The organism is Rathayibacter sp. SD072 (assembly GCF_017355185.1).
In the GTDB taxonomy this organism is placed as follows: domain Bacteria; phylum Actinomycetota; class Actinomycetes; order Actinomycetales; family Microbacteriaceae; genus Rathayibacter.
This window is the reverse complement of the sequence record NZ_JADILJ010000045.1, coordinates 1-22041: the sequence shown is the minus strand read 5'-3', so window position 1 is coordinate 22041 and position 22041 is coordinate 1. Positions and strand designations below refer to the sequence as shown.

Here is a 22041-nt window from a genome sequence, read left to right as displayed (position 1 = left end):
TCTGGTCAGTGCCCGGTGCGGGCGTGGTCTCCCTTTCGCAGGACTGCGCAGAGGGAAGCTGTGGGGGGCGGGCGGGCATCAGCAGCCTCTCGCCGAGACGACGGCCGGTGTGGTCACGGCGGTCGAGGCGGGTGACGCGACGCCGAGCCAGCGCTGCAGGTCGGGGCGGATCCGCCACTGGTAGCCGCGGCCCTCGCCGACCCGGTCGTCGGTGAACGAGGTGGCCGAGGCGGCAGGAGTCGCGACGACGGTCCACGCGCCGGGCGTCGTGCCCGAGGTGCGGCGCTCGAGCGTCCAGCCGGTGGTGCCGGCGACGGCGCCCCACGAGACGAGCACGGTGGGCCGGTTGCCCGTGCAGCTCGCGACGGGGGTCGCGACGACGGCCGAGCGCGTCCAGGTGCCCAGGCCCACCGCCCCGCTCGTCGCGTCGGTGTCGTGGAACCCGCGGCGGGTGAGGGGCAGCGGATCGACGGACACGGTGATCGTGGACGCCGCCGTGAGCGCGCCGTCGCTGAGCGTGTAGGCGATCGAGACGGTCCCGGTCCAGCCGTCGGTCGGGGGTGTGTAGGTGCAGGTGGTGCCGCACGAGAGGCTGCCGCGGGCGGCGGCCTGGGCTGTGAAGGAGAGGGTGGTGCCGGCGTCCTCGTCGGTGTCGTTCGCGAGCGGCGAGATCGCGACGGGCGCGCCTCCGGTGGTCGCGACGGCGCGGTCGGCACGGGCGACAGGCGCGTGGTTCAGCGCGGTGACCGTCACCGTGACGCGTACGTTCCAGGTGCCGTAGGTGCTCTGCAGTGCGTAATCGAAGACGTCGGTGCCGACGAAGGCGGCGATCGGGCGGTAGGTGCACTGGCCGCGCGTCGCTCCGGTGTCGACGCAGGTGACCGACCCCTGCACGGGAGTGGCGGGCGCGGGCGACGCCGCGCCTTCGATGCTCTTCGGAGTCGCCGAGAGCTGCGCCCGCGAGAACGTCGCGCCGGTGGCGACCGCCCCGTCGTTGGCCAGCACGTCGATCACGACCGAGCCGCCCTGCACCACCGTCACGGAGTCGGCGACCGGGTCGGGCACGACCGTGATCGCCACGGAGGCGGTGCGCGTGAATGCGGGACCTGTCGGCGGAGTCGCGGTGGCGGTCGCCGTGTTCGCGATCGTGCCGGCCGTCACGTCGGCCGCGGTGGTCGTGTAGGTCGCGGTGGCGCTGACGACCTGGCCCGGAGTGAGGCGGCCGGCGGTGCCCGGCCACGTGAAGGTCAGCGCCGAGAGCCCGGCCTTCGGGTCGCTGATGCCGACGCTCGTGAGGGTGGTGTTGCCGGTGTTCGTGGCGCGGAACGTGTAGGTGACGACGGTGCCGGCCGCGCTGATGAACGACGGGTTCGCCGTCTTGGTGAAGGCGAGGTCGTTGGCGCGGGTGAGCACGACGGTCTTCGAGGCGGTGGACGTGACGGCCGCCCCGCTCGGCGGCGTGCCCGTCGCGGTCGCGGTGTTGAGCACGCTGCCCGCGTCGATGTCGGCCTGGGTGATCGCGTAGCTCGCCGTCGCTGTGACCGACTGGCCGACTCCGAGCGAGCCGGCGGTGCCCGGCCAGGTGCCGTAGGTCACGGCCGCCCGCGGGTCGGCGATGGCGACCGCCGTGAGCGGGGTGTTGCCGGAGTTGGTGAGCGAGAACGTGTAGTTGATCCGCGCCCCGGCGGCGGCGGTGCCGCTGAGCGTCCCGTCCTTGGTGAGCGTGAGCCCGGGGGCGTAGCGGATGGGCGTGGTGGCGGTGCTGGTGGCCGTCACGGTCGCCGGAGTCGCCGCGAGCGTCCGCCCGCTGACCGTCGCCGTGTTGGTGAGCGCCGTGTTCGCGTTGATGTCGGCCTGCGTCACCGTGTACGGCGCGGAGGTGAAGCTGGCCTGCCCGCCCGGCGCGATCTGCGCGGTGGTCGGCGTGATGCCGGTGACCTTCGGGTCGCTGACCGCGACTCCGGTCAGCGTCACGTTGCCCGTGTTGCGGGCGATGAAGGAGTAGGTGACCGTCTCGCCGACGTCGGCCCGGGTGTTGCCGTTGGTGTCGGCCAGCGCGCCGGTCTTGGCGAGGGTGATCGCGGGAGCGGGGGTGGTGATCGGGGCGGTGACGGTGGACGTGTTGCTCGTGATGGTGGTGGTGCCGGAGCGCCCCGTCGCGGTGGCCGTGTTGACGAGGGAGCCGGCGGCCGCCTCCGCCGCCGTCACGACCTTGCTGCCGGTGCAGGTGACGGAGGCGAGCGAGGCCAGCGTGGTCACCGGGCAGCTCACGACCGGGATCTTGGGGTCGCTGACCGCGATGGTCGTGATGCTCGCCAGCGAGGTGTTGGTGACGACGAACTGGTACGGGATCGTCTGGCCCTCGGCGTAGCTCGTGGGCTGCGCGGTGGTGCGGTCGATCTGCTTGACCAGGTTGAGCGCGCCGAGGTCGTTCACCGTCGAGACCGTGACGTTGCGGACGAGGTGGGTGTCGCTGGAGCCGCCGGTCGAGGCGGTGAAGCCGAGCTTGTAGGTGGAGGGGGCGGCGGTGGTCATCGTGAACTGCATGACCTGCGTGAGCTGCGCGGCGGTCATGCCCGCGGAGGCGCCGTAGAAGACCGTGACGACCGGGAACGCGGCGGGCGAGACGGTGACGCGGATGGTGCGGCCGTAGGAGGTGGGCGGGTTGGTCGCGTTGAGGCTGATCGCGGTGCGGACGGATCCGAGGGCGGGAGGCGCGACTCCGGCGATGTAGCAGTAGTTGAGCTTCGCCTGCCCGGGCCCGCGGGCGACGATGCGGTTGCCGACCAGGCCAGGTGCCGCCGGAGTCGGGGGGCAGCCCGCGCCGAGCCCGCCCGACGCGTTCGAGAAGTTGCCGTAGGCATCGAGCCCGATGCCCAGGTACCCGCCGTTCACCCCGTCGACCGTCGTCGACTGGCCGTAGCCGAGCGATCCGCCGGGCGCACCCGCCGCCGTGAGGCTCCGCGACCCGTCGGTGAGGAAGAAGCCGATGCCGTCGGCGCCGTTGAGCCCCAGCGCCGTTGAGTACTGGTACTGGTCGAACAGCACGTCGATGCCGCCGGTCGCCGGGATCGCCCGGTTGAGCACCGCGCCGCCCTTGCTGTTGGTGCGATTGTCGGTGAGCTGCAGATAGCCGAGGTCGGCGCCCGTCGTGGGCGAGGCCGTGCGGTTGGTGCAGACGCCGAGGTTCGAGGCCCCGGCCGGAGGGGCGGCGGTCGCCTTGGTGAGGCAGGCGCTGTCGAGCATCTGCCACGCGGAGTCGGGGACGCTCGTGCCGCCGAAGGACTCCTGCACGAGGAGGGTGGCGGCGTCGGCGCGTTGGGCGGCGGTCGGGCCGATGACGAGGACGGCGGCGAGGAGCGCGAGGACGAGGGTGAGTGCCGTGCTGCGGCGGGTGGTTCCGCGGTGCCGAGGGCGGCGCCGTGGTGTGCGCACTGCCGTCATGACCCGACCCCTTCTTGCCGCCCACCGGACCGTCCGAGCTGAGCTGGATCAAGATACGGTCGCGGCGGGAAGGACCTTGTCCCCCTAAGGCGGCACGTGGGGGGAGGGGCCGTGGCCTCCTTTTCGGGGTGGGGTCAGGTGGCGGTCATGTGGTGTTCACAGAGTTCTCAGGATTCGCGGTGCCGGGTGTCCTCGCGCCGGTGACTTCCGCGCCGTTGCAGGCATCGAGGCTGCTGAGTGGTGCGCTGCTCGATCGGCGATAAGGGGCGCCCTCTTCGACGTATGGCGGAGAACGGCAGTGCCTTGACGCGAGATCGCGACCGCTCGGACGTCTGTTCCGAGGGACGTCGGAGTGTCGAGGGGCGGCCCGCAGGCTGAGTCGCCCGACAGGGCTCGTTCTTAGGGGAGAGAACGAGCCCTTCCGGGCGCCCGGACGAGGGCGAAGTAACCAAAGCCGGGAGCGGCACAAACGCGGACGATCAGCGCGAGGGCACTGCGACACGCCAAGACCCCGGTTTAGATGGATTCGCCAGGGAATCATCGGCCTGAGCGCAACGCGAGCGCGGCAGCAGGGCAGGGTCGAGTTGCAGTGGTAGTTCTTCACCCATCAAAGTTCGTGCAGCATGCCCATATCCTGAGTATCGAGAGTTACGAGAAGCAGGAGGAGTAATCTCGCGCGGCGGCCGGCCAGCCGCGCCGGATACCGAGTGACCGGAAAAGCATGGAGCGCGTCGATGGCGCTGGCTCAGCCCACACCAGCCACTCAGCGCTCGAGCGATATCCGCCATCACCGCTCACCGCCAACCGCCGAATAACTTCCGACCGAGAACCATCTTCATGTACGCCCAACGCCCTCCGCAGGGCAGTCCCTGCAAGACCCCGTGGACGGCTACGACGGCATCGACGCCCCTCGCCGAGCTTCTCCTGCACGCGAGTACCCTGCTTGTCGACAACGACGACCTCCGGCCCGCCTGAAGGGGGAGCGGGCATGCCACCCGAGGCCAGCGGTCCTACACGGCACCTCTCCGGCAATGACCCTCTTCTAACTCGGAAATACCGTCCGCGACCTTCTTCGCGACAAACGCCATTCTACCTTTGAGTGGTCGCAAAATTCGTTCGATGTCGAACGCTACAGCTTTTCAAGCAGCAAAAATTCTTTTTTCGATAGACTGACATATCGCTCATTCCGGTGAATGGGCGGGCGGTGGTCGCTCGTTGGAGCTTTCCCCGTCACCGGAGCGCAATCTAAACGCCGCTACGCAAGTCTGCTCAGTCGAAGAGTCTTCACGCGCAGCACTTAGTAGAGTTGTGGAGGGACTGTAACTAACAATCCGACTGTGGACTCATCCCCATCCCGCACGAGCTCGAGTCCGTGGTCCGTAGATGAGGTACCTCCAGTGAAGAACCCTGATGGGTAGCGTTCGATAGGCTCGAGTGTGGTCGCACTCAAAACCGTTGTGCCCTCGGTGAACGCTGAGATGTACAGGACGCTTTCGGTGGTGAACAAGCCCGTTGCGCGCGCGTCTAACTGTCGTGCTGCCACGGCCACCCCATCGTCGAATCGAGTGACACGGCCGTCTGTGGAGAGCACGATCAATCCTCCGTCGCTCGAATAGGCCACGGCGGTGTCCGCGCCTGCGGGAACCGACAAAGTCGGCGATCGAAGCGGGATGGTGTCGCTATCAGTGGACTCCTCGTAGAGATTGCCGAGCATGGTGACAAGCGCCAGCCTCTCACCGCCGGGGGAGAGGGCGGCATCGACGACGAAGTCGTTTTCTAGGCCGGTCAGATTGATCGTCCGCTCGAGATCACCGTCCGACTTGAGCACCTCGACCGCGGAACTGCGCACAACGATAAACCCCGCACCGTCTGTCCGGGCGCGGACGTTTGCAACCTTACTCAACGTTGCAACGCGGGTGGCAGTACCGTTGCAGTCAACGTGCTGAATACCGCCGTCATTCGACGCAACGAGGGCATCGCAGCCCGCGATGGCAACAAGTCCCAAGACGGGAGGCGCGTCTAACCTCGACACTGCCTCGTCGCTCGCAGGGTCGCGCACGACACCGTCTCTGCCAATAACCAGAACCCGATCGGTTAGGTCGAGGACGGCGACAACATCGCCGATTCGCGTCTGCGTCGTGGCAGCTGACCCGACCACCATCAAGCGGCCCGGGCTTGGCGAGACGCTGGCTGCTCGCTCGTGCAGGGGATCGAGGACTCCAATGTTCCGGGTGACGTCGGACGGTCCGGAAATCCACGTGTCGCCTGAGAACTGTTCCATGTCACCCCTGACCGCGCTCGAGTACAGCACGCCTTCCGGCGTGCACATCGGCTTGGTTTGCAACGTCGTCGAAATTACGGTCGGCTCGTTTCCAGGAATCCAACGGAACCTCACGCCGCGAATGGAGGTCCCGAGGAAGGATCCTGTCACTTCGTTATCGCAGACGGTAACGGTTGCGAGATAGCCGCCGAGTCCCTCGGGGTGGGGATCGCTCGAGATGGATACCGCGTCGCCGGCTGAGGTCGTCGGCCCGTTGCGTTCAAATGTTTGAACCCAGCCATCATCACTGACGACACCGAGGCGGTTTCCGTTGACGTCGATCGCTCGCGCGAACGAGTCAAGTGTCGTGACAAGGTGCGACTCGAGAGCATTCGATGGGCGGGGGTACGGAGCCGAGTAGACCCCGCCGTCTTGCGTCCCCCAGAACAACTCGCCCTTCGCCGAAACAGTCAGTGACATCACGCGAGAGGGTGAAGCGAAAGGGGTGGTAGCTCCTGTGTCCAGGTCGAGCAAACGCAACGTCCCGTTCGTATCGACGTAGACGGCTGACTGCGCTTTCGGTCCCACCACGAAGCGACCAGCGGAAATCTTGGAGTCGACTGCGAGCGGGGATTTGACCCCGCCGGTCTCCGTGTCGATCATCACGACGTACTCGAGGGAATAGGCGGCGACCACAGAACGATCCGAAGCCCACGCCCCACCGATGAATTCCGATGGCATGAGTTCGATCACGCGCAGGCGACCGTCTCGCATCTGCGCAGCCCGCAGTGCCGCTTGGCTGACGGTACTGGGATCGAGCGTAACAGCTTGTGCGGCTTGAGCTACCGCCGCGGTCGTGTCGACGGATATTGCGGACAAGCGAGTGAGTTCCGATGCCTGCGCCGTGCGCCTCGATGCATCCGCTTGCGCCGAGAACGTGTCGGCACCAATCCAGCCCAGGATGGAGACGGTCGCCAGTACGACCAGCGTTGCGAAGGACGCAACTGCGATCCGGCGTAGGGCGCCGCGCGTGCGCGCCGCTTGCGCGAGGTCGGCGTCGACCACCTCGCGGATCGCCGGCGTCACGTTGAACGACGGGTCCTGCGCGCCGAGCACGGCCTCGGCGTCATGTGCTCGGCGAGAGAAGAGGATCCGCTGCACCCACGACGATGCGGGAGGGGAATCGACGAGTCGTGCGGCGAGCCGGGCGTGCGACTGAGCGGCCGCCCCGCTCCGCGCAGCCATCCACTGTACCCGTCCGACTGCTTTGGACGAGGCATCTTCCGTTGAGACGAAGTGAGTAGGCTTACCCAGCTCGAGGCAGAGAGTGTATTCGCGTGAGCAATATTCGCTAGCGCGCCAGTTCTGTGAGTCGAGGACCAAAATTTGTGTCGCCGCCGCGAACTCCGCTCGGATGACGATCCAATGCGATGAGCCGATTGGAATACCGACCGCATCGACAGCTTCCTCCCCCGGGTCGTCCATCCAGACGGAGTATCCGGCAGTGCGCAGCTGATCGCGTACATCCGCCGCGACGGCGCCGTCGATATGGGCATAGGAGATGGCGACGTCAGCCATCGGCGCCGCCGATCCCGAAGGAAAGCTGCTCTGCGTCAGTCGGCGGTCGCGGAGCGCGGAGGACGGACTGGTCGTAGATGCCGCTGTCCGAAATGTCCCACTGAGCGAGGGAGCCGATCGATGTGATCACGTACAGACTGTCGCCGCCAAACGCGACGTCGCTGGCACCCACTCCGAGTCCGGTCGTCCAACGGGCTGCCTGCGTCCCGTCCGACGCCTCTAGAAGTGTGACCGCGTCCGCACCAACGTGCGCAATTGTCTGACCGTCGGGCGAGATCCGCAGCGTGCCTGCAGCGCTCATCGTTCCCCGATCTGCGACGATCCGGATCGATCCGTCGCGACGTTCCAGTACGGCCCCGCGGTCTGTCAGCAGCCATAGGGTGCCGCCGTAATACTCGGCCGCGACGATCCCATCGCCGCTTTCCCCGAGTGACGCGGTCAGGTCTTCGACCGTCCCGTCGGATCGTCGCAATACAGAATCGTCACCGATTACCTCGCCGAGACCAGCGGCGGTAACACGGACCGCCAACGGATTCGCCGTGACATCGAAATTCGCCTCCGAATTTACCCTTCCCGAGGCGTCGGCCACCCGGATGCTCGATGTGGTAGCGACTACAACGTTTCCTGAACCGTCTACGTCGGCCAATAGTGGAGCGAGACCGGTCGAAGAGTACGGCGCTCTCATCGTGAAAGTTGTTGCAGGCGCGTCTGCCCACGCGTCGCCATCTCGGTGCCATACGTCGACAGCGAAGGTTGTGCCCTCCAGATCGAATCCGACGACGCGCACGAAGCGCGATCCATCCGCGACGAGGAAGATTCGAGCACCCACGCCCAGTCCTCTACCGCCCAGAGTGCGCTCCGGCGCAGCCGCGTCCACACGCAACACCACGCTGTACTGGCCCTGGAGGGCGATAGTGATGGAACCGTCTCCGGTGCTTACAAGTTGATTGCGCAATGTCGCCGCGGGGAATACCGCCTCAATGAACTCAGCAGAAGCGACGTAGCGTGCTTGAGAGGCGACAGACTGAGGGCCGAACTCGGTGAACCAACCCAGGAGGTTGAGTGCTTGGAGGTTCCACGAGCGCGCGTACCCGTCGAGGCCAGCACTCACTAGCGCTCCATCGGTTCCCGTCGCGAGGTAAACGAGGTCGGTCAGATGGGCCCGGATGCGGGCAACTGCGTCGGTTACGCCGACCGTGGCCGAGTAGAGGATGATCTGCCCATCGCGATCCGCAGCAGCGAAGTAGCCTTGATCGAGCATGACAACGGATCCTCCAGACACGCTCTCCGTGTCGACCGTCACGATCGGGCCGCTCAAATCGAATTCAATCCGCACGGCGTGTGGCGAAGCGGCGCCGACCACGACCCCCTCGTCTGACACAGCTACGTCAGTCACACCGGACGCATCGGCACTGCCTCGCAGCACTCCCGAACTCAGGTCCCACAGTTGAACCACATTTCCGTCGCTGACCGCCAGTATCGCGGAGTCTGGGCTGAGCACCCCCGCCTGGATATGACCGAGTCCCGCCTGTCGATACACGAGCTCTCGCCGGACTCCCGACTCCTCGACGCTCACAACAGTCCCCGCTCCGGTGGCGATTAGGACGTTGTCATCAGCGCCCCATGACAGCAATGTCGACTGGACCCCGCCGTCGGCGGCGGCCGTGATCACGTCGCCGCCGTCAATCGGGTGGAGTCGGACCCCGCTGATCTCTTCTGTGGCGAGCATCGACCCGTCCGGGCTGAGGAGGATGCGTTCGAATCCAGCGCCCGATGTCGCATCGTCGGATCTAAAGGCCCTCACCTCCCGGCCGTTGGCATCGATGACGTGAGCAGTCGCCCCGCCGTTCGAGAGATAGGCGAATCGACCATCTCGCGATGCCGAGATTGACTCCGGCACCTGCGCCAGGCGGATGGAGCTATGCGGAACGGTTGCGCCGGCGAGCCCGGACAGCGCCGTCCGCACCTCAGGCGCCATGCTGAGCCGAGACGCCTCCTCTCCGAGGATGAGGGGAACGTCGGGATCGGTCGCCAAGGAGGCCGTCGCCTCGCCCACCAATCGGCGCGCGTCAGCGTCGTCCGCCTCGGCATTGGAACGCTGCCCCGCATCGAGCGCCGATTCCACGTTGACGAGGGCGATAAGTACGGCCATTGAAAGCACCGCCGCGCCCGCGACCGTGGCTAGACGCCACCGTCGGCGCACGGAGCGCGATCGTGCTCGACTGGCGCCCATCAAGGCGACTATCGAACTCGTATCGCGACCGCGAGCTAGCGGACTTCCTAACAGTTCACGGGCTACGTCCTGTTCGCCGTCGGAGAGAAGTTCCTTCCGTGAGCCGGTCGACGACCACGCTCGAGCGGTCGCACTGAGGCGCTCCCACGCCACGAGGTCGTCTCCGTCGACCTGCAAGCTGCGCAGGAGCCGACGCGCCGCAATTTCTCGCCCGACGCGTCGAGGCAGGAGATGAGACCGATCGGAGTACGCCGCGCCGACCGTGTCGAGGAAACTCACGGGCAAGACTGTTCGGTCCGTAACCGATTCTTCATCCGGCGGGGTGTCTTGAGTGATGAAGACGATTACTGGAGTGGCGTCGGTCGAAAGCGCCAAGGGAGACATCACCACGCCGAGAGCGAGGAGATCGTTACGGAACTCTTTTAGCTCGTCCGTCCAGGGACCCAGGATCAGTTCGGCGGCCCTTGTCTCGAAACCTGGTTTGGCCTCAGCGAGCTTCCTCAAGACCACATCCACTCCCAATGTTCTCGGACTCGCAAGCAAGAAAAGGGCGAGGGCGAACGGCGTGCCTCCACGGATTCGGGCAACGAAGTTTGTTCCAGGCATCAAAACTGTACCAGCGGAGTCCCTCCCGACGGCTCTCCTCCAAAGATCCGCGAAGTTTCACCTTTGCCGCTCACCGGCCCCAACCGGATTGGCCTCGTCGCCCTACCATCGGGTCATGTCGCTTTTTCTCGACCCCAAACTTGTCGATCGCGCAGCAGCGATGGTGCATGACGCCTTGTCGGCGAATCTCAGTGCCGCATCCCCCTATCAATCGGTCCCGTTCGCGGACCTGCCGGAGGAAGTCAAGGAGTCGAACCGGGCCCAGGTCCGCGGGATTGTTGATCATCTCGCCGTCCTGGGGCTTCGCGCTGTCCCGCGCTACGGCGTCGTCGGTGTCGAACAAATCCCGGAGGACGCGGTAGACCGCGCAAGCGTGGCTGAGCATGCCCGCTGGGCGAAGGCGAAGCGGGCCAACGGATACGTCTTCGGACCGATCCGCGACGACGAGCGCAAAGTGCATCCTTACCTCGTGCAATGGGAGAACCTCAGCGAATCGGTCCGCGAGCTAGATCGCCAGCGCATCCGGCTGATACCTGCAGTCGTCAAAATCCTCGGCTACGCACTCGTGATCGAGGGCGGTACGAGTTCGAGCTGAGCGAAGCCGAAGATTGCCGGAGCGCTCCGAATCCCTGCACGCGTCAGTTCTCGGTTGGTTTCGCTCGTGTGGTCCCAATCCGCATGGTCCTCCGGCCTCGACTTGGCAGCTCGCCACGACGCGTGCTCCAACGGCGCAAGCCGTTCGACCAGCTCCTCGGGGAGCGCAGCGAATGCGGCCGAGATTCCGCTCAACGACCGGACCGACCATCCGGCCTCTAGCAGGCTCGAGCGCAGGAGAGCGGTGAGACGGATATTCGACCGCTGCAGCTCGGGCGGAAGCCGTTCCCACGGCGCGTCGGCTACTCGAATGTCACCCGAAGTCAGAGATTGTCGATACAGCTCGTGTGCTGATCGTGCGAGCGCCTGCTCGTCTCCCCAGGTGACAACCTCGACCTTGGCGACGTCTCTCGGCAGCACGATCACCCGGCCTAAATCCGACCCGTGCATCGCTAATGCCTCGATTGAGCCAGGGTCTGTCGCGAGAATAATTCGTTCCCATCCGGACGTCCGCGCCTCGGTCTGCAGCCCGAGGTTCACCCGAGCGCGGCGCACGGGATCATCGTCAAGGATGAGTACGGACGGGGATCGATAGGTGTCAGCAAGCAAGGTCCCGATCTTCGCGAGTGCGGAATCGTTGACCACGAGATGACGCAGCGTGACGACGCCCGCGGCGAGGACCTCGTCGAGGCCCTCATCCTGCAACCTCGCTCCAGAGGACACGAGGACCAGCTCGAGCTTCTCCGCGGGCAGTCGTCCCGCTCGGCGGGCGACGATAGTCGTTTCGCGGGCGAGACGCTCCACCACGGCGCGGGCAAGCGGGGAATCTCCTGTGAGCACAACCGTTCGTGAAGTTCGGCTATCGGCGCGGAGAGAGTGGACAATGAATTGCGCCGCGCGCTCCTCGAGACTGAAGAACTCGACTCGGGTACTTAGCGCGCCGGATCGGCGCGCACGTTCCAACTCATGGGCTGCAAGCGAATCTTCGACTTCGACGAACGCGCTCTGCACCACCCTGGCGGCCGGAACGATAGCGTCGATCGCCGCGGCGATCCCTGCCGTCGAGTCCGAGCGCCCGGTGAATGCGATGACACGTTGAGCGACCGCGACTCCGGAGCGTCGCAAGTCGGCCGCGTTCGTGCCGTCACCAAATCGGACAGCGATGTTGGCGCGCGAGAACGAAGCGGATGTTCTGGTCTTTGACGATTCGAGGATCACCACCTTTTGCCCGGCCTCGGCCAGTTGCACGGCTACCTGGACCGCTGCTCTGCTCTGACCGATCAAGACCGTATGTCCGCGCCAACGCCGCGAGCGCACCCGGTCAGCGAGTTGCCACAGCTGGGCTGCGAAGGCGATCGCTGCGGCGGAGGCGGCTATGAGAGGTGCGCTGAATCGACCGAGGTCGTACAGGAGCGGCGTGTCTTCACCGGGTACCGATGGTGCCCCAAGCACGAAGGCTGCGAGACCGGCGTATACCGCATCGCTCCAGGGTGCTGACGCGCCCATCCGGTCGGTCAGCTGTCGATACCCCTCTGCCGTGGCAGCCACGGAGAGGAGTGAGAGTGTTGCCAAAAGCCCGGCCCGATAGGTCGTTGCGAGGCCCAGCGCCCAACGCGCATGCGTGTTAAGTGACGAACGGACCTTCCTCCAACTCGTCGGCGCAGGCATAGTCGTGCTGATCATTGTCCTCGGCATTCCCTATCGGTTCCTCCCCGGTTCGAACTCGACTTCGTCGAGTCGCTGGGAATACGCTTTCGGTGAGGGTTTATGGCGAGCATGGCGCAGTCAACAAGGTAATGAACCTGTCGACTGGGTGTGTCAGGGGCGCAATAAACCTCTCGCGCGGGCTCGGTAGAATCAACAGTCGGCCGTCGGTCCCGCACCTACTGAAACCCCAACTTCCGGGAAGAACTCCCGATAGTCGTCGATGATGATCGATCCTGAACCTGGCTCTTTCCCATTCCAGTACCTCGTATCGAATACCTCACTAAATCCCGTCAGAACTCCGAACTCGTCTTCGGTCAGTGTGAACACCGGCTGACCGTCGAGGGTGATCGACTCATCGGTCGGCGCCCCCTGAACGTTGATCACTACCACTTTCTCGTCCATGTCGGTCATCAGTCCGACCCTCGCGCCGCTCGGCGTCAGCCCTTGCGGCCATTCGCAGATCGCTTCCGGTTCGTGGAAATCAGTGAGGTTCTTCACCGCATCGGCGAGGCTGTCCCCGAGACGAATTGGACCGACGCCGTTCTCGTCGATTTCCCAGGTTTCCTGAACACCGCGAGTGACTACGGTGGCGCCGTTTGGGTTCGCGAACTGCTCGACAATCGCGGCCGCGCCGACAACGAGAGTGGTGATTCCGGCAAAGAGCCACGTGACGCCGGCGACGAGCGCGACGCCAGCGACTCCATCCGCACCGAACGCCTTCTTGATAGCGCCTGCAAGGCAGCCGGTCATGATTGTGGCGATTGATGCGCTGACGTAGTCGGCTGCCGCGCTGGCAGTGGAGATGTCCGTAGTCGCCATCTTCGCGAAGCCGGTCAGGCATCCGCCCGTCGCGCTCATCGCTTCGAGGATCGGCTTCGCCTTTCCCTGGCCCAAGAGCATTCCCGCGGTCTCCGCTGCGAAAAGCAGTCCAGACGCGTAGAACGAGGCGTGGCTCGGCTCAGCCCGCAGGCCCTGCTCGGATTTGGTGGCGATCTTGTACGTGAACGAGCCACCTGGCGCGAGTAGGTCCACGGTGTTGCCTTGCTTGGATGGCGGTTCGGAGAGGGCGGAGAAGAGTTGTGGAATCAGCGAGGTCAGGCTGGTGTCCGGCGTGGCGAGCACCATGCGGCTGGTCGCTTCGATGGTCACTGGATACTGGTTCGGATTCCCGACCTTGAGGACCGGGGTTCCGTCCTCGAGTCCCATGCACCACTCGTACTTGTCGGAACCGGAAAACGTCGCGGTGTATCCAAGGTCTAAAGCTTTCTGCGAGTCATCGCAGGACACGCTCGCTGACACGGAACTATCAAAAAAGCCGGTTACGGTGCTCTTCGCTCGATTCAGTAGATCTCCCCAGTCGATGGAGAACCAGTTTGAGAAGTGGGTGGTGCGCACAATGTACCGGCCATCGCTCTGTAGCTCCGGCTCGCCACCGTACGTGAGCTGACCGCCGAGCTCTTCATTGAAAACCGCGATTGGTGCTGGCTCGCCCTCTTCTGTTCTGCCGCCGAACACAATCATCGCTTCCCCGATGAGTGTTGCGCCGGTTAGTTCGAGGCTCCACCCGTGCAGTTCCCCGTCTGACACCTCCGAGAGCACCAGAGATCCTGACCCGTCGATGCTGGACCCGGGTATGCGGACCTCGAGGTCGTCGCCGATCGCACCGACTGCGTCGGTCCCTTCAATCACTTTCACCTCTGACGAGGGCGCCAGAGGCTGACAAGCAGTCAGCGCGGTAGCTACCAGCGCAAGAAGGGCGAGCGCGGACGCGGATCTGAGAATACGACGGTTCATGAAGTCCCCCGGGATGTCGGCGCGGGTAGGAGCACGCGTCGTAACGAACAGTAGTGCTGTCGAACGAGCTGAGACGGAATGACTTGGCGTGAGACTGTGATCAGGGTCGCGCCGCGAGCTACAAACTTACTCGGCGCAAAAGTCACACTCGTACGAGGATGTAGCGGCTTTAGTTACCGCCGCCCCGACTCTCCTAGGTGGTAGTCAGAAAACGTCATGAACTGACGGTTGCGTTCAGGGGCACAAAGAACATCGCACCGCCCGCGAGCGGGGATGCGCTTCGCGCGCGTCGCCTGCGGCCCACGGTCACAGCGAGGCTCCGCGCCGAATCGACGACGTTGAACCAGTCACCCGAGGACGCCGCTTAGGTCCTTTCGCCGGCGATCGAGAAGAGCATCAGCGACAGGCCGAACCGCACCATGCCGTCGAAATCAGCGCTGCGCTCGCGAGCCTGGTGCAAGGCTGGGCTCTGAGGCCTCCCTGTCACCGGCACCTGAAGGCGTTCACGAGATCCCTACACCCAACAATCCTCACCTGTAGGACGAATCGGTGACAACACCGCAACCCTCGTTCGATCCCGCGCTACTCGACTCTGCACACGAGTCCGACTATCGCATCGTCGCCGAGGCGCTATGCGACCTTACCCACCAGGCGGACAGTGACGCCGACCACGAGGACGAGAGCGAGCGGTTCGAAGGTCGGCCCAGCGGCGACCGCGCCGCGGCCCTGCGCGCGCAGGGCGAACGCGCCCGAGCAATCTCTGCCAATGTCGAGCGCCAGCTCACGCCAACAGCGCCGCCCGCCGGCCCTGCAAGGGCGTGTCTCATTTCACTCGTAGAAACCGGGGACGGTTTCGGCACTCGTCCGCAAGATCGTCAACAAGCACGAACGTGACATCCGGGAGATGCAACGCACTCTGTTCATTGACGCCGGAGAGCGAATCGGCTCGAGGTCGGGTTTGACCGACGCCCAGGCGCACGAGCTCGCGCACCAGGACTCCTGCTCCTGCGAGGACCTTTGTAGCGAAGGTCGCGGCGGCTCTTGCCACTGCAACGCCTCCGGCCTTCGCTGCTGCGCCCGTCACTAGATCACCGAGGTCGGGACCTCGTTCGATCCCCACCGCACGCAATGGAGGGGGGAGTCCGGGTATCGCTCGTCGACGATCGTCTTCCACCCGCCCCACTTCTCGCCTGCGCCCTCAGTTCGGAAGCCGTTCGCCACTATCACCGGCACGCCGCCCCTGCGCGGGCCGAGCAGCTCAATGCGCATCGACTTGTCCTCCCGGAGATAGGCATTCGAGACGGACGCGCTCAGCGCGCCTCCGACCGCCGCTCCGACTGCGGCGATGACGGTCGTGCCGCTGGCCATGCCGAGGCGCCCGAGGAGTGTGTTCCTCCGCCGAGCAACGCGAGACTGTGGGCACTCGCGGCGGCACCGGTCAGTCCGACGAGGACGCCAAGCGAACCGAGGGCACCGCCGATCGTGGGAGCGGCGAGTTGCGCGACGCTGGACCCCTGGGGTGGTGCCGCTCGGCGTGGCCGCAGCGCTCCGGGAGGCGACCTCCGATGGGCACCGGCACGCCGAATCGCGCGGCTTCATCACGGCGCGGATGCAGGGCGGGCTCTCGCTGAACGAGTTTGCCCGCTACCTCGCGCAGCTCCTCCCCGTCTACGAGGCGCTCGACCGGCGCGATGCGTCGGCCGCCGACCCGGCGCTGCTGCACGGCACCACGGTGCACCAGGTCGCGGCACTTCACGCCTCACTCGACGCGCTCGGCGTCAATCCGTCGTCCGTCGTGCCGTTGGCCGCAACCGAGCGATACGCGGCGCGCGTCGCCTCCTCTGGCGACGACGACGGGGTGCTGCACCTCGCGCACCACTACACGCGCTACCTCGGCGGTCTCTCGGGCGGCCAGGCGGTTGCGACGATGATGGCGCACCACTAAGGGGCGAGCGCCGAGTAGCTGTCGTTGTTGCGCTTCGACGCGATCGAGAAAGCCGTGCACTTCAAGCGCGCCTACCGCGCGCAGCTCGACGAGCTGGTGCTGCCGACGCCCGCGCTCGATGCGATGGTGGCGGAGGCGCGCCTCACGTTCGCGCTGAACGCGGCGGTCTTCGACGACCTCGACGCATCCCGGCCGTCGGCCTGACACGGGGTCGGCCGGTCAGCAGGGCCGAGGGATCTCGGTGCGCCTGCTACGCGCTACTCGATCAGCAGAAGGCGGGTGTGTGCGCCCTCTTGCTGGTCGAGTAGCCCTGGAGGGGCTTATCGAGACCTCCGTGATCCCGGGGCGCCGTCGGTGGGGATCGCCGGCCGACGACGAAGGGCCGGAGCCACCCCGGCCGGCAGACAGAACGTCTCACGACATCCGTCCGCCGACCTCGGCGACCCCGGCCCTCGGCGCGGGTGACTCGCTACCGTGTCAGCGGCAGGCGGTCAGCGACTCCACTCCCTCCGAGAGAGTCTCCGTGCCGCCGAGCAGCACGACCTTGGTGGCGCCGAGCGACTCGATGTCGTCGAGCACGGCCTGGGGCACGCAGTCGGGACGCACGGTGTAGAGCGGGTTGCGGGTGAAGCCGGCGGCGTTCGCTCCGGCGAGGGCGTCGGGGAACTTCTCGCCGGTGGCGAGGTAGACCGTCGACGCGGCGGTGAAGGCGTCGCGGTTGAGCAGGACCGACGTCTCGTAGCGGTCAGTGCCTCCGAGGCGGAGGGGCGTGATGCCGAACGAGGTCTCGATGCCGGTGCTGACCGACTGGGGGTCGCCGGCGATCGTCAGCTTCTTGACGCCGAGGCCGCGCACGAGCGAGCGGGTGCGGTCGTCGACGGTGCTCTGTCCACCGTTGATGAGGAGGACGGGCGCCCGGACCGAGCCGGCCGCGGCAGCCGCGGCGAGGGCGTCGGGGAACTTCTCGCCGGTGGCGAGCCAGGCCTGCGAGGAGCCCTTCGGGAAGGCGGCCTCGACGAGCTGGGCGGCGGTGTCGTAGCGGTCGACGCCTCCGATGCGCTGGACCTCACCGGTCCTGGCATACGCGGAGAGCTCGGTCGCCAGGCGGTCGCTGATGCTCGCGTCGGAGCCGACGACGACGATCTTGCTCGGTCGGAGGCGGCGCAGCTCGTCGCGGACCGGCTGCGACATGGAGTCGGTGTCGACCAGCAGCAGCGGTCCGTTCTGCTTCGCGGCGGCCGGAGCGGCGGCGAGGGCATCGGGGAACTTGCCGCCGGTGGCGATGAAGACGACGGGCACGTTCGCGGCGAACGTCGCGGCCGAGACCTTCGCGGCGGTGTCCTGGCGGTCGCTGCCGGCGATGCGGGTGACGGTGAGGACCCCGGGGGTCGACGTCGGGGTGGGCGTCGCGGTCGGGGTGCCGGTGGGCGTCGCCGTCGGAGTGGCGGTGGGCGTCGCGGTCGGGGTGGCCGTCGCGGTGGGCTCCGGAGTCGGGACGGCGGTGCCGGTGGGCGTCGGAGTCGGCGTGGCGGTGCCTCCGCACGACTGCGCGGTGACGCGGTAGCGGTACTGCACGTTCGCGGAGCTCGCGGCCCAGACCTCGAGGGTGTCGCCGATCTCGACGGGCACCGGGGCGAAGGCGAAGGCGCCGCCGGCTGCGGGCTGGGTCTTCCGCTCGACGGTGACGTCGTTGCGATCGAGGCCGAGCGGGGTGTCGCTCGCGGTGGCGTCGCTGGTTCCGGAGACGACGGCGCTGACGGGGCCGTCGGCGTCGCAGGTGACGGCGGTCGAGGCGGAGGGAGCGGCAGCGGCGCTGAGTGCGGGGGTGAGGCCCGCGGAACCGGCGATCAGCGCGGCGGTGATCAGGGCGAGACGTGAGCGGCGCGAGATCTTCACGGGGCCACCACCGCAGAGGTGCAGAGAGAGGAGAGGAGGAGCGTTGACGACATCGTGTCGGCTTTCTCGAGAGGGCGGATCGGGCCGTCGACGTCCTCGTCGGAGGGTCCCGTCGCTCACGCGAGGCGCGACGATGCGACCGGATGCCGGGGACCGACAAGGGAGTGGAACGGTCTTCGCAAGCTATCGCCACGCTCCGCGCCCGGGCAATGGGGACCGGCGCTGCGTCTCAAAAGGGGGGTCCGCGACCGGGGCGCGCCACGGTGGCGATGTCCTTCCGCCCTCGCGACACGCCGAACGCGCTCTCGCGACACGCCGAGCGGAGCGACGTCCGGCGACGGTCTTCCGACGTGACGCGTCATGCCTCTCGAATTGTGAGAGCGATCTCTCGGGAAGGGCGTTCCGCGCCTCCAGGGACGGCATTCGCGCTCTCGTCGATCTCCTCGGCGGAATTCGTTGGCGGGTACGGGGGAATCGGGCGCCGGCACTCCTTCCGAGCGGCCCTGCGGGGGCAGGACCGCACTGCTCGCGCCCGATTGTCGATGAGCGGCGGCGAGGAATGCGAATTCGAGTCGCGAGGCGCTGCTGATCCGCGTCGACGGCGACTCTGGAGCGGTCGGGGAGGTTGAAGCGGACGCGAATGAGCTGGTCAGAAGATCTTTCGGCGCTACTCGTCAGCGAGCGGAACGGCCCGGAGAACAATCGTTCTCCGCGTAGTCCGACTCCTCACAGGGAGAGTGATCGAAGCAGAGAACGTTCATTCTCCCGAACGTGAGAGCACTGCATTCCGGAGTGACTTCTCCACGCTTCTCCCACGTCTTCTGCACACGTGACGCGAATGGCTGATGCGCCGTTATCCGCGGGACCGCCCCCGAGGAATGCCGAAGCTCTCGACAGGCATCGCGAATCACTTCGGAGACCCTTCTCGATGGCAACCCCCCTCACGCGCCCCATCCGGGGGTGAAACTTTTTGTTGATTCTTCACCGTCCGGCGCAGTAGCTTGATCATCGAGCAACCCGATGCTCCGTGATCTGGTACAGACCGCAACGCTTCCCCCGAGCGACGGCCGGTCCCCCCTCACCCGTCGTCCGGCGACCCGAATCGCCTCACGACGGTCATCGGCGCGCGTTCATCCGATCGAGTGAAGGACCCCTGGCCTTGACAGCGCACTCTGCGGGCGTGATGCCCGCTGCCCGGACGACCCCTGCGTCCGGCGCACCGACACGAGCGGCAGCCCCCGTGGCGACCGCCCGCGCCCTGACCCTTGCCGCGCCGTTCCGGTCGCTGGCGGCGGCGGGCGCCCCACCGCTCCCCGTGCGCTTCGCCGATGCCCCGACCGGGAAGGCGAAGGCCGAGACCCCCGCTCCCGTGCGCCGGACCGCTACCGCCACCGCCGGACGCCACGCGTCCCCGGTGGTCGGACGCCTCGTCGCCGTCCTCCCCGCGCACAACGAGGAGGCGGGCATCGCCGCCGCCATCCACGGACTGCAGAACCAGACCTCTCCGCCCGACCGCATCGTCGTCGTCACCGACAACTGCACCGACGGCACCGCGCGCATCGCGCTCGAGGAGGGCGCCGAGGTCTTCGCGACCGTCGGCAACACCGACAAGAAAGCCGGCGCGCTCAACCAGTTCCTCGAGGTGCTGCTGCTCGAGCTCGAGGACGACGACCTCGTCCTCGTGCAGGACGCCGACTCGGCCCTGGACCCCGACTTCCTCGCGATCGCCCGCCTCAAGGTCGGCATCAAGCGGATCGGCGCCGTCGGCGGCGTGTTCCGCGGCACCGAGGGCGGCGGCATCGTCGGCCACCTGCAGCGCAACGAGTACGCCCGCTACGCCCGCGACGTGCGGCGCCTGAACGGCAAGTGCCTGGTCGTCACCGGCACCGCCGCCGTGCTCAAGGGCGGACTGCTCCGCGAGATCAGCCAGGCCCGTCGCGCCGGGACGCTCCCCGCGGGCGACGGCCGCGGCGGCATCTACGACACCACGGTGCTGACCGAGGACAACGAGCTCACCTTCGCGATCAAGCACCTCGGCTACGACGTGCTCAGCCCCGCGGGCTGCACGCTCGTCACCGAGGTCATGCCCACGTGGAAGGAGCTCTGGCACCAGCGCCTGCGCTGGAAGCGCGGCGCCGTCGAGAACTGCGTCCAGTACGGGCTCACCCGCGTCACCTGGCCCTACTGGGGTCGTCAGCTGCTGACCATGGCCGGCTGCGTGATCACCTACGTGTACCTCGCGACCGTGATCTACGCCCTCGTGCTCGGCCAGCTCTCGATCCAGCCGTTCTGGCTCGGCATCACCCTCATCTTCGTCGTCGAGCGCATCGTCACGGTGCGCGACCGCGGGTGGAAGCACATGCTCCTCGCCGCCTCGATGTACGAGCTGTTCCTCGATCTGTTCCTGCAGATCGTGCACACCAAGGCCTACTTCGATGCGCTGACTCGCCGTCAGCGCGCGTGGTGAATCGAAAGGAAGAACCCGACCATGTACAGCAATCTCTCGCCCGCCCTCGGGGCCGGAGCCGGCGCAGGAGTCCTCGCGTCGACCGGCTTCAACTCGCTGTGGTTCGGCCTGGCGGCCTTCGCCCTCATCGCCACGGGCACCGCGATCATGCGCATCGTCCCGCGCCGTCACCGCGAGGTCCAGGAGTCCTGATCCCGAGGCGTCACCGGACGACGGCGGCCGTGGCCGTCGACGTCCGCGTGACGCTCGCGTAGCCGGTCTTCGAGCCGGTCACCGACACGGTGATCTTCAGGCCGACCAGCAGGCTCGACGGCTTGTAGGTCGCCGCGGTCGCTCCGCTGATCGCGACTCCGTTCGCCCGCCACTGGTACTTCAGTGTCACCGGCGACGGCCCCCACGTTCCCGGCTTCGCGGTGAGCAGCGAGCCGACCTTCGCGGTTCCCGTGATCGTCGGAGTCGCGGCGGTCAGCGTGCCGGTCCCGACGGCCGCGGTCGGCAGCGACGTGCGGCTCGTGGTCGCGAAGCCGGTCTTCGTGCCGGTCACCTCGACCGTGATCTGCTTGCCCGCGGTGGCGGCGCCGAGCACGAGCGTCGGCGAGGTCGCTCCGACCAGGTCGACCCCGTCGGCGTTCCACTGGTACGAGAGGGCGACCGGAGCCGGCTGCCACGTGCCGGGCTGGGCGGTCAGGGTCGAGCCGACCTTGGCGGTGCCGGTGATCGTCGGAGTCGGGGCCGCCATCTCGGCCGCGGCCTCCGACCGGTAGACGGCGACGTGATCGACGCTCATCGTGCCTCCCGACGACTTCGGCGCCGCAGCGCTGTCGCAGCCGCAGACCCCGTTGGGCAGCCCGCCGCCGATCGCCAGGTTGAGGATCAGGAAGTAGTCGTTGCCGATGGCGGCGCTCCACGCCTCCGGGCTCAGCTGGGTCTGCTCGACCGTGTGGCGCACCTCTCCGTCGACGAGGAACTGCAGCCGCTCCTGCCCCGCGACCCTGCGGTCGACGAGGGCGGAGTAGGCGTGGAACTCGGTGAGGCAGCCGTCGCAGTCCTGGAACCCGCTCGTGAGCCCGTACGGCTCCTCGCACTCGCCGCCGTCCTCGAGGTCGCAGTGGAAGGTCTGGGTGACCTGACCGGTGCCGTTGACCGCCTCGAGGATGTCGATCTCGCCCGTCCGCGGCCAGTCGATCGCGCCCTGCTCGTCGAGGCCCAGCGCCCAGAACGCGGGCCAGTACCCGGTGGCCTGAGCGGGGTTCGGCTGGCGGATCGACGCGGTCATCAGCAGCTGCCCGCCGGCGGGGGCCGAGAAGGACTTGTCGGCGGTGATGATGCGCCCGGACGTCCATCCGCCCGCCGCGTCCTGCAGCGCGCGGATGCCGAGGTTTCCCGCGCCGTCGAGGAAGACGTTGGCGGTGGAGTTCGTGGTGCGGTCGACGGCGCCGGTGCCCCAGACGCCGATCTCGTGGATCCACTTCGCACCGACGGGGGAGCCGGCGGCACCGTCGAAGTCGTCGGCGAAG

General features: G+C 66.9%; 11 protein-coding genes and 2 pseudogenes. 5 read left to right on the top strand and 8 right to left on the bottom strand.

All coding sequences use genetic code 11. From position 1 onward, the window contains the following. Positions 1 to 78: 78 nt before the first annotated feature. From IOC53_RS15345 to IOC53_RS15335, 3 genes are all read right to left on the bottom strand, one after another. On the bottom strand, positions 79 to 3444 hold the full coding sequence (locus tag IOC53_RS15345; protein WP_207407042.1) for an Ig-like domain-containing protein: 3366 nt from the start codon (positions 3442 to 3444) through the stop codon (positions 79 to 81). Between the two features lie 1297 nt (positions 3445 to 4741). After that, a complete protein-coding gene (locus tag IOC53_RS15340; RefSeq protein ID WP_207407041.1) occupies positions 4742 to 7282 on the bottom strand; it encodes a toll/interleukin-1 receptor domain-containing protein in 2541 nt (846 codons plus the stop codon). Next, positions 7275 to 10019: a WD40 repeat domain-containing protein gene (locus IOC53_RS15335; RefSeq protein ID WP_207407040.1), complete on the bottom strand. Its 2745-nt coding sequence runs from the start codon at positions 10017 to 10019 to the stop codon at positions 7275 to 7277. Before IOC53_RS15335 ends, IOC53_RS15340 begins: the two co-directional genes overlap by 8 nt. A gap of 217 nt (positions 10020 to 10236) precedes the next feature. On the opposite strand from IOC53_RS15335, the gene IOC53_RS15330 reads away from it, so the two are divergent. Beyond that, positions 10237 to 10716: a RyR domain-containing protein gene (locus IOC53_RS15330; protein WP_207407039.1), complete on the top strand. Its 480-nt coding sequence runs from the start codon at positions 10237 to 10239 to the stop codon at positions 10714 to 10716. Here the strand turns inward: IOC53_RS15330 and IOC53_RS15325 are convergent. After that, positions 10677 to 12263, bottom strand: a complete 1587-nt coding sequence (locus IOC53_RS15325; RefSeq protein WP_207407038.1) for an NAD-binding protein — start codon at positions 12261 to 12263, stop codon at positions 10677 to 10679. The two genes, IOC53_RS15330 and IOC53_RS15325, sit on opposite strands and share 40 nt — an antisense overlap. A 309-nt stretch (positions 12264 to 12572) precedes the next feature. Next, the gene (locus IOC53_RS15320; RefSeq protein ID WP_207407037.1) at positions 12573 to 14021 is read right to left on the bottom strand and encodes a hypothetical protein; all 1449 of its coding nucleotides are present in this window, start codon (positions 14019 to 14021) and stop codon (positions 12573 to 12575) included. 744 nt (positions 14022 to 14765) lie between these two features. Here IOC53_RS15320 and IOC53_RS15315 point away from each other — a divergent pair. Continuing rightward, a complete protein-coding gene (locus IOC53_RS15315) occupies positions 14766 to 15110 on the top strand; it encodes a hypothetical protein (RefSeq protein WP_207407035.1) in 345 nt (114 codons plus the stop codon). Between the two features lie 189 nt (positions 15111 to 15299). Here the strand turns inward: IOC53_RS15315 and IOC53_RS15310 are convergent, their stop codons facing one another. Further along, positions 15300 to 15584: a hypothetical protein gene (locus IOC53_RS15310; RefSeq protein WP_207407032.1), complete on the bottom strand. Its 285-nt coding sequence runs from the start codon at positions 15582 to 15584 to the stop codon at positions 15300 to 15302. On the opposite strand from IOC53_RS15310, the pseudogene IOC53_RS19030 reads away from it, so the two are divergent. Beyond that, a pseudogene (locus IOC53_RS19030) lies at positions 15562 to 16365 on the top strand (heme oxygenase (biliverdin-producing)). The gene IOC53_RS15310 and the pseudogene IOC53_RS19030 overlap by 23 nt on opposite strands. Before the next feature lie 273 nt (positions 16366 to 16638). Here the strand turns inward: IOC53_RS19030 and IOC53_RS15295 are convergent. Further along, positions 16639 to 18057 carry a cell wall-binding repeat-containing protein gene (locus IOC53_RS15295; RefSeq protein WP_207407024.1) on the bottom strand — a complete coding sequence of 473 codons (1419 nt, stop codon included), beginning with the start codon at positions 18055 to 18057 and terminating at the stop codon, positions 16639 to 16641. 1240 nt (positions 18058 to 19297) lie between these two features. Here IOC53_RS15295 and IOC53_RS15290 point away from each other — a divergent pair. Both IOC53_RS15290 and IOC53_RS15285 read left to right on the top strand, forming a co-directional pair. Next, positions 19298 to 20524, top strand: a complete 1227-nt coding sequence (locus IOC53_RS15290; RefSeq protein WP_307786220.1) for a glycosyltransferase family 2 protein — start codon at positions 19298 to 19300, stop codon at positions 20522 to 20524. A 21-nt stretch (positions 20525 to 20545) separates the two neighbouring features. Beyond that, positions 20546 to 20716 carry a hypothetical protein gene (locus IOC53_RS15285; protein WP_207407022.1) on the top strand — a complete coding sequence of 57 codons (171 nt, stop codon included), beginning with the start codon at positions 20546 to 20548 and terminating at the stop codon, positions 20714 to 20716. A 10-nt stretch (positions 20717 to 20726) separates the two neighbouring features. On the opposite strand, the pseudogene IOC53_RS15280 reads toward IOC53_RS15285, so the two are convergent. Further along, positions 20727 to 22041: pseudogene (locus tag IOC53_RS15280) on the bottom strand (family 16 glycosylhydrolase); the annotation flags it as partial.

Excerpts from the sequence above, each read along its gene's own strand:
- IOC53_RS15345 (WP_207407042.1), bottom strand. The coding sequence starts at position 3,444 with ATGACGGCAGTGCGCACACCACGGCGCCGCCCTCGGCACCGCGGAACC.
- IOC53_RS15340 (WP_207407041.1), bottom strand. The coding sequence starts at position 7,282 with ATGGCTGACGTCGCCATCTCCTATGCCCATATCGACGGCGCCGTCGCG.
- IOC53_RS15330 (WP_207407039.1), top strand. The coding sequence starts at position 10,237 with ATGTCGCTTTTTCTCGACCCCAAACTTGTCGATCGCGCAGCAGCGATG.
- IOC53_RS15310 (WP_207407032.1), bottom strand. The coding sequence starts at position 15,584 with ATGGCCAGCGGCACGACCGTCATCGCCGCAGTCGGAGCGGCGGTCGGA.
- IOC53_RS15285 (WP_207407022.1), top strand. The coding sequence starts at position 20,546 with ATGTACAGCAATCTCTCGCCCGCCCTCGGGGCCGGAGCCGGCGCAGGA.